The organism is Candidatus Jordarchaeum sp. (assembly GCF_052745115.1).
This window is the reverse complement of the sequence record NZ_JBRAKS010000141.1, coordinates 1-9,638: the sequence shown is the minus strand read 5'-3', so window position 1 is coordinate 9,638 and position 9,638 is coordinate 1. Positions and strand designations below refer to the sequence as shown.

The window sequence follows — 9,638 nt, the reverse complement described above, 5'->3', positions numbered from 1 at the left end:
TTTTTTATAGAACTTACGCAGTTGGGTGGATATTTGTAATGAGTTGATGTTGAAAATATCTTATTTCTCCTTATTTTTCTATCTCATCTTTCTTTTTGCCATTTTTTGAAAAAATTGGAAATAAAAATTCTGTAGTTTACAGATTCAAGATGTTAAAGGAGATTTTGAAACCGCCAAAAGCGCAATTAACCTAAAAACAACCATCAACTGCATAACTCCTATTTATTAAATATTAACTCTGTAGGTTATCTGAAAGGAATTTTTGAACGATTCCTCTTTTAAGTTGTTCATGGCAAAATTGGTTCTGATAGTTTCTAAGGCAACCATAGCAACTTGTTTCAGGGCCGCAAGTGCAATTCTCAACACGAGATAAAGTGCTTTTAAGAATTTCGTAAAGGTTCTGTTCATACATTATACGTTTAACGTGACCAGCGCCGCCGGGTACATTGTCAAATAGAATAAGTATATTTCCTTCCTCAGATGGATAAAGGCATCCATCCAAATCTTGTCGTTTTATTCCCAGAGCTTGGCTTGTTCCCTCAAGGATAGCGTAAAGCAGTGAAAACCAGAAACTATAGTTAAACGCGTCAATTTTGGGTTCTTTAAATAAGATAGATAGCACATCTGTTTTAAAGGTGTGCCCAAGATGCAAAGAACCTCTCGGGGGAGACGAACAATCAACACCAAGAGGTGTTCTATGCTTTTCTCGCGGCCTCTCGTAAAAGGCAGCTCCACATCTAGAGCATATCCAGAATCCAGATCCTTTTCTTCCCTTGCAAATAACCGCTAACTCTCCATCAGAAGAGTACCTGCATTTTATTTTGAATTTACCAATAGAAAATTCTTTTTCCTCTGGTTCTTTATATTCAAAGAAGTAGGGTCTGCTGGTGAATTCACGTTTAGGACGCGATTCTCCCGGTTTTCGAGGTTCAGAATCTTTACTGGTAACAAAGCCAAAGATTGGTGTAACAAAGCTATGTACTTCTCTTCTGGGGATATCTCCGTGAACATTACATGAAATTTGTGGAGGTGCATTCTCATTAATTCCCTTCTGAATGTAAAATCGTCTGCATATGGGGCAAACAGCATACCAATAGTTTGGCCACATTCTATTTCTAACAACTCTTAAACCCGCACTCTCCCAGATATATCCGTTCGCAACCACTTGGCTACCCGGAGCAAATTCCGAAATTGCTATACGAAGATCTCTTTCCAATTGAATATTTTTAGATGCTTCAATATGATGCAAGGTTGCGAGTTCTACTACGTCCACTGGAAAACCATATTTAGGTATAATCGTGTGAGTTGCCATAAAATCTATAAGCGATTTTTTCTTTATCGTTTCAACTCGTTTGCTTGCCCAATCCATGTCTGCATTTAATTTATTTCTCTTTTGTTGATTCCCTGTATTAATCCACTCCTGCTTTTTCGATTCGTAAAACTCTTTTAATAGGTTAAACTCATCCATTATTTTTTCATCGGCATTGGTAAAAGCTCCATCTTTTCCTACTAGGTCATCGATCCAAGACCAATCTTCAATATTGTAAACATTGTGCATATGTGGAGGAATGACCCTTTTCAGCGATTTTAAGATGGATTCTGGCCTCGTTTGAATGTACTCTCTCATTTTTTCTGTACCAGATATACCTGCACTGCCAAGTTTGAAGAAAGATTCCACGTTCCCATAGTAATCTGGAAATTGTCTGAAAAAGTTTGCTAAAACAATTGAATGTAGGTGGCGACGTATGATTTTTTCGTTACAAATTTCAACAATGGGTGGTTTTATTCGTCCTTCTACCATTTTTTCGGGTTCTTTGAAGTATGTGAGATCATGTGACCTGAGTTGAGCGAAAGTGAGTGTGAAACCAACCATATTAAGTCTACGTCCGGCCCTACCTGCTCGCTGGACATAGTTTGACGGTTCAGGAGGTACATTTCGTAAAAATATTACTTCTAATTCCCCTAGATCCACACCTAGCTCAAATGTAGTTGAGCAGCTTAAAACGTTTATATCTCCCTTTATGAACTTTTGCTGTACTTGTGATGCATAATCTGCTGTGAGCTGGGCTGTGTGTTCATGAGATGTCATTTTCATAGGAGAAAGATTAGTGTAGAGATGCCTGTAGTGATTTTCTGACAGGTACTCTCGTTTTGCTGAGTCAATGGGTTCAAGTTTTCCATTACAGTTAAAAGTGGGACAAACATTTCGAACATTTACTGGGAGGATCGCACCGCATTTATTACAGATGAACCAAGGATTATTGATGTCTTCTTGTAATATTTGCCATTGTTTATAGTCAAGTTGATAAAGCACACCTTGCTTTGCATCGCTAAGCTGGAGTATCCCCTTTCCCACCCAATTGTTCCTAAGATCTTCCCAGATACTACTTAATATTCTTCTGCACTCATCATTATCATCCTCTTTTCCGGTAATTTCTCTATAAAGCTTTTTTAAATATTCTAATCTGGTGTTTAATCTCCCATGAGAGGGAATAAATGAGTAAATTCCTTTACTATTATCAGAGCACTCCCCTCTAAACCTATATTCTCTGTTTCGCGGAGCAAAAAAATCGTCTTTAGGGTCAGGGCCATCTTCTGGAAAAGTAATAGCCATATTGTAGCGTAGTGTATTTAAAATGATTTGATAGATAGCTCTTGCTTCCTGCTCCGTAACACCCAGAGGGGGCTCTTGCAATTCTTTAGGCGGTTTCCAATCTTTGGGAATTATAGGCATAAATGACAGTAATCCAACCCCTTCTAGCGAATTTCTCCTATCCCAAACACCACAGAAATCTTGAAGAATCCATCTCCATATTTCTTTTTTTCTTTCTTTTTGATCCATGCTGATTTCAAATATGTCTGTTTTCTCGGCTAGTTTTAAAACGTCCTCACATAGAGATCTAAGTCGATAATCTTGCATTTGACTATTTGAATGTAAAGCCTCAATAATAAGGCGACGGAATAAAATTCTTCTATAAGTAAATTCCAAATAGGACGCAAAGAAAGCAGCATCCTGTCTGCTGTCTGAAAAAATAAGGATATTATTTTTCCGGGTATTCTTTTTGTCAAGGTTCTGGTATAATGCCGTTGCTAGGACAGCGGTAGGAGCGTCTGTTTGGAAAATGAATTCCCGAACCATGTTAACAGCGCGCAAACCACACAAATAGCAAGTGTTTAGGAAATCTCCCTTAGTAGTAATTTCAATTAAAGTGCGCAGTGTTTTATAACTATTGCCACAACTACATTTGGGCTCTTCGTCCCAGATTGCTCCACATCTTGTGCACAATTTCCAAGCTTTGCCTTTGCCTACAATTTCTTCTGGCAACGCGACTTCTTGGTCCTCGTCGTCTTCTAACTTAATATCCTCTCCCCACAAAAAGAAATATCTATTCTTTTTCGTAGCTTCAATCTCAGAGAAGGGATGCTTTAATCTTCCGTCTTCAATGTTCCCTACTATATATTCTTGCCCACAACGACGACAAGTGGCAAGCTCAAAAACGGGGTAGCCATCCCCTGTTTGTTCCCGCCTTTCTAGAAAAATTTTTGCCTTAGGGTAAAATGATACATAAATTCCCTCCGGAGCTCTTACAAATAAATGATAGCGTGCCGGGAGAAGAGGTAATGAATCCTCGTCAGGCCTTGCCCATACAGCAATATTAACTAGACTAATTATATGCTTACGTTCCTCTTCTGAGGGAGTGTCGGTTTTTACAAGTAGTTTAATACACTTTTCAAAATTTATTGCGTCTTCCCCTAAAAGCTTTTCTAACATTGCAAGTTTCTCGTCAATTGGAAGTATTTGATAAATAAATCTCTTTACGTCGCCCTTACATTGAATTTTTGCCTCATTCAAAATATTCTCAGGACAACCGAATTTCCTAAATAAACTATAGCAACTTTCCAATGCAGAATTTTCAACCTCTTTTTGTAATATACCCTCAAGCATCGAGTACAATTCGATTGGAAAACTGAGAGTGATGCCTTTAACCAGCGTCTCGGTTTTTTCGCCTTTAATTATGTCTTGTCGATTAATATCATTAAAATCCCATTCAAATTTCTCTCCAAACAGATTTGAAGCAAATTCTGCTACCTTTGGGAAATCTTCTTCCTCTTTAACAAGAGTAGCGCTAGTTGCAATACATTGTAAATCGCCCTCCATATTCTTACATACGCGATCCTTCAAACGACGGATAAGCATTGCCATCTCGATACCGGTAGCACCACTGTAAACATGCGCCTCGTCTAAGATTAAAAATTTCCAATACTTAGCATATTCCCCATCAAAGAAGGGTGAATCATTCGGCCTCAAGAGTAGGTATTCAAGCATTGCATAATTTGTTATAAGAATGTGGGGAGGGTTCTTTCGCATCTCCTCTCTCGATAGAAGCTCACCTTTAACAGGCTTTTCCCCAGGATTAGCGAGTCTAAACTTCTCCAGTCCTTGACTTTTTTTTTCTGGAGTATCGCCAATGTATCTACCAAAAGTTATTTGAATATTATGCAGTTTGTTCTCAAAAGCCCTCATGATTTCTCTTAACTTACGAAGTTGATCGTTGGCCAATGCGTTCATAGGGTATATAAGAAGAGCACGCACCCCTGGTGTAAGCTTTCCTTCTTGGTGCTCCTTTAATAGATGATTAAATATCGGTAATAAAAAACATTCAGTTTTCCCACTACTTGTACCCGAGGCAATGACCACATTTCGGCCACTCAATATTTTTCTTATCGCCATTTCTTGATGAACGTAAAGGGGGCTACTCAAATAAGGTAAAGCTTCATAAATAAATTGATTAAAAGTATTGCTGAGAATGCCTTCCTCAATCAAATCCTTTAATAGACATCCTTTCTTGAAAGGAGGCGTCGCCTCCAGTATCGGTCCGTTAGTAAACCAAAATCCTCTAATTTCTTTGTGAAAAGATTCCCGAAGAGTTGGATCCCTTAAACGGAATGTGCTAGTCAGATACCGAGTATAGCTATCCTGTATAGCCTTAGTCATTTTTAAAGGATCAATTGGCATCGTTATCACCTTCTTCATTAACAAAAAACTCTTTAAAAAAGTTTAAAGCGTCAGATATTGCTATTGAGATATCCTTCTCGCTTTTATCCTGAAGCATAAGCCTCACCCGCCACTCCACATTCATTGCAAGCGATCTCTGAAGGCGGGTAAATTTTATAAATTTCATTTCCTTCGCCTCCCTTATCGTATCTTCTCCTAACAATTCTAGATCACTTTCTCGAGTTAAACGTCCTAACGAGCCGTACTTTTCCATAAAATAATCCCATTTCTGTTTCAAATAACACATATTTTCCGGCTTAGAAATGGTTTGGAAAAATAGTTGCCGTCTATATTCAGGATTTTGAAAATCTTTTTCGAAATCTCCTCTAATATCTAGTAAAACTTGTGCTTGAAGAAGTAATTCAAGAAGCTCATCATCTAAATTTTCTTTGATATACGAAGGTTTCTCAAAAATATATAGGATATTTTCCTTTTTCTCAAAGAGATTCAAGTAAAATAGTAGAGCATCTCTTGTTCGGGGGATCATAGGAATAGTAATATGTCCATAAAACCATAAATATAATATTGAAGGTAACGAAATGATTTTTTCTAAACTTTTAAAGAACTCATCGAATTCCTTTTCGGTCCACGAATCTGAAATAACAGGGTAGCGTGTACGTAAAATGTCATCACTTAGAACTTCTTTTTCTTCTTCAATATATGGTTTTAAAAAATCTGGAATTGCTATCTTCTTCTCTTTATACCAATTTAGTATTTTTGGAATACGCAAAATATTGCTACAGCATTCAAATAATTGGTTCAAAAAAAGTAGCTCTTCTTCCGAAAAATCTTGTCTAGTTTTTTTATCAGTATAATAATCAGGGTTCATCATGTCAGCGGGGAAAGAGATTACTTTTACTTTTCCAATTAATACTTTTGGTTCCTTCGTCCAAATCATTACTTCAAGTGTTGTTTCTTTTTTATTATGAAATATCGTGTCATAAAACTCATTAAGTTCAAGAGCATAGTCAACACCCTTTTGTAAAAACTTCGCTTCCTGTAATATCTCTCCATGCGATTCAAGAACCGCGAACAAATCGTATTTATTGTAAAAATCATTCGTTCGAATATGCAGACTAAATGGTTGCCCCCGAACCAAATCTTTCCTCTCAATAATTAGGAGTCTATCTGCCCAAACTTTCTCTTTGGAAGTCCTCCACTTTAACCGGGGAATATTCACCATTATTTTTATTTTGTTATAAGGATCATTTCTCCTGAGAACTGAAAAAGAAACAATGTCAAGCTCGGGAGGAACTTCAATACAAAAATAATCATCTATAATGCCAATACTCAAATTATCCCTACTTGACAGTTGCCAGTCTTCTACAGAGTCTAGCTTTACCTTAACTAAGCTAGTATTATGACCTTGAAATGGGTCGGGAATTATCAGATTTTTAGGGTAACTAAGCTCAATGAAAGGTATCCACCGGAAAAATAGTGTTCCTAACGAAACTCCAGAATCCAGCTGGCAAACATCTATTTGGAACTCTCCATAATCACAAGGCAAAGCATCAGAAAGACTCAAAAAAAGAGGTTGGGAACCTGACCAATTTTCAGCGACAACTTTGTAACCAGCAAATTCATTTTGAATCCAAACACACCACGGCCCTCCCGGCTCACTCGCTTTTATAACAAGTGTTCTACCTATTAGAAGAGGCGACTGCTCTTTAAAAAGATCATCAACCAACTGTTCCCCCTCAAGATAAAAAGTTTCCCCAGAGTTAAGACTTTCTTTTTCACCATCTCGTTTCCTCACAATCAATCTATCATTTTCCCTCATATTGATAAGGAAGGGTTGATATCTTTCCCATAGCCATTTCTCCTCGATCACGACAGGTTCAGTTACAAGTTCAAACTCCTCATCAAGAAGTATCCAAACATCCCTTTTAGGAATAGGATTAATATCACCTTTCCCATCAAAAAGGTAATAAAATCTGCCACAATTTCCCCCGACAGCACTAAAAATGTAGAATTCATCACTAATATGATTATATATGTACTTTCTATCCTGAAGCTCCTCAGGAAAAATTATCCGAAGATGTTTCAAGGGTTTTTCTATAGGTATCCTTTCTTCGGATGTTACCACAACACCATCTACGCATCTGACCTCAACCGCATAATCCTTCCTTTCCCCGTTTAGTTCTACTTGATAATCAATTTTCCCCGGAAGATTACTTACATCGAAACTAAACTGTTGTATCGGTAAACGCTGCTGCGGTAAAACTAGAAAAATTAACGCCGTATCAAGATCCAGCTCCACAAAAGGAGACACTAATCTTATGATATTTTCTTTTTCCCCCTTTTCTCCCGTTCCCTCATCACTTTCCTCCTGTGGAATAGAAGCAATTAAACTTCTATCCAATCTTTTCGGCCTAGCACCCAAATTTATCTCCTTTTTCTTATCATATTCAATTTTAGGCACCGGAGGGGGGCTTATTCTTTTCCTTTTACCTTCTATCAGGTATTTCTTTTTAACGGGCTTTCTTATACTCCTAGTTGATATTACATCAGTAATATCGGTCTCAATGGAAGGTTTCATTTCCCCCCATTCTGTCTCATCTTCCATTATCCTATGCTCCGGATGCTCTTCTACTTGCTGCCTTTCTAAGTAAGAAGCTCCTTGCTGTTTTTCAGTAGGCGAGGCAATTGGAGTACCAGAAGGCAGAGACTGAAAGGATTCCTCTGATGTATTTTGGTCGTGAGAAACCTCAGAAGGTGTTTTTACCTTTCCCACTAGAGAAAAATAATAATATAGTTTTCTGAATATTTTATTAAGGACTGAGATAAATCTTTTAAGCAAGTTGGAAACCATTTTTTACCCCCTTTCCTTTTTCACAATTCACTTTACCTGTCCCCAGTTAATTCGATTGTTAATTAATCCAATTTATTCGTACAGTTTTATTAAGCTTTATCAGATTAACTTTGAGTTAAATGGAATTTTCAAAATCCCATTAATTAATAATCAAACATACACAAAAATAATATTTTTGGTATTAAAACCCATTTTTCGCACATTTGTGAATTCTATAGTAGAGTACGGTGTTCTCTCAATTGTTTGAAGTTCTTTCTTGGGAATCATACTAATTATATTTGAGAAGCCCGCACAATTTCCACCTTTCACTCCGGAAAGGGTTCAACCATAAGAATAACCTCGCAAAATCTGCGAAAAATGGGTTTAAAGCGAAGTATCTCCCATCCCCCTACTCTTTAGAAATTCGTCACGTCTTTCATCCTCGCCAGGTTCTTTGTATTTCTCATGCCAAATTTCCCGTCACACTCTATGTCCAGCTTTTCCTTGACAAATGCAAAACCTAAAACAAACATCTTGCCTTCAACAGAGTACTGGACGACAAAAGCTTCATCCTCCTTATAACCTAGACTCTAAACCCCCAAAGACCAGACGTTCTATGTCTGTGAACCCAGATTTCCAGATAATTCTTGGATAAAACATTGGAGATTTATGACGCTTGCACGGAGGCTTGTACTCATATCTTATTTTGAGAATCTTACAATCCTTCTTACTTTTACCTTTTAGAAATTCGTTTACTTCTTTCCATTTTTCAAGCGTTTTTTCCTCTTTCCCATCACTCGAAATTACAAGATAGAAATCTTTCATAGGATTAAAAAGAAATATAGTGTGATAAATTTCATCTTTTTGTTTGTATATAGTGTATCCTTAGTTTAAGGAACCTTTTTGTTCAAGAGGCGGTTCCAAAGTTTCATTATTTCTAATTTTTCATTTTCAGCCAAAAGATTTGCATCTTCTACAATTGTGAAATAAGTCAGATTTCCCTTATCCAAACCATTTTTGAAAAACCTTGTGTATTACAAGATAGGAAATATTGAGAATATTTATTAGGGTATTTATTTTTATGATTTAAAGTGAGGTACCGAGTTTAGGGGGTGTAAATTATTGGATGTCGGTTTTTTGAAGGAGAATCTTGCTGAGCTTGTTTCTACTGGTGATTTGATACGCAAGTATTCTAAGGGGAATGCTGTTTTTAATGCTTATCATTGGACGGTGTTGAAGTTGGTTTTTCTTAAACTGTATTTGCAAGAGGTCTACACTCCGATAATAAAAAAGTATTATGATAACATGTTTTACATTGATCCCTTTGCAGGGTCGGGTCTAAATAAGTTTAGTCATATGGAGGATGTTTTTGTTCCTGGTTCTCCTCTGGTGGCCTGGGGATTTGCAAAAAAGTCATTCGATAAGCTATTTCTGGTAGAGAAGGACGAAAAAAACTGTGAGGCACTGGAGGAAAGAATGGGATTAGTCGCTCACCCTGAAAATTTTGAGGTGATCCCGGGTGATGCTAACGAGAAGTGTGAACTCATAATACGCGAGATAGAAGATACCCCACAATCCCACTTCTTCGCTTTCATCGACCCAATTACTTTTGAGGCGAAATGGGAAACGGTGCGCAGAATGCTCGCTAGTGGCGTGCGAGGAGATTTCATAATTTTGCTTCAAACCAGAAGAATAGCTCAGAACGTGGGTCATTGATTTCTATCTTTGGTTGGTCTAAGGCGGTGTGAAACGGTTTTAAGCGTGTTTAGGCTGCCCTGTTTTCCTTCCCCG

Annotated in this window: 3 protein-coding genes; 1 reads left to right on the top strand and 2 read right to left on the bottom strand. The window is 37.4% G+C overall.

Features of this window, described 5'->3' with window-relative positions; translation table 11 throughout:
- Nucleotides 1–232 precede the first annotated feature (232 nt).
- Nucleotides 233–5,017, bottom strand: a complete 4,785-nt coding sequence (locus tag ACUVXA_RS11125; RefSeq protein WP_445871333.1) for a DEAD/DEAH box helicase — start codon at nucleotides 5,015–5,017, stop codon at nucleotides 233–235.
- Nucleotides 5,007–7,868 carry a hypothetical protein gene (locus tag ACUVXA_RS11120; protein ID WP_445871332.1) on the bottom strand — a complete coding sequence of 954 codons (2,862 nt, stop codon included), beginning with the start codon at nucleotides 7,866–7,868 and terminating at the stop codon, nucleotides 5,007–5,009. The genes ACUVXA_RS11125 and ACUVXA_RS11120 overlap by 11 nt, the downstream gene beginning before the upstream one ends.
- Before the next feature lie 1,101 nt (nucleotides 7,869–8,969).
- Here ACUVXA_RS11120 and tcmP point away from each other — a divergent pair.
- Nucleotides 8,970–9,563 (top strand): three-Cys-motif partner protein TcmP, encoded by a 594-nt coding sequence (gene tcmP / locus ACUVXA_RS11115; protein WP_445871331.1) that lies wholly within the window; start codon nucleotides 8,970–8,972, stop codon nucleotides 9,561–9,563.
- Nucleotides 9,564–9,638 lie beyond the last annotated feature (75 nt).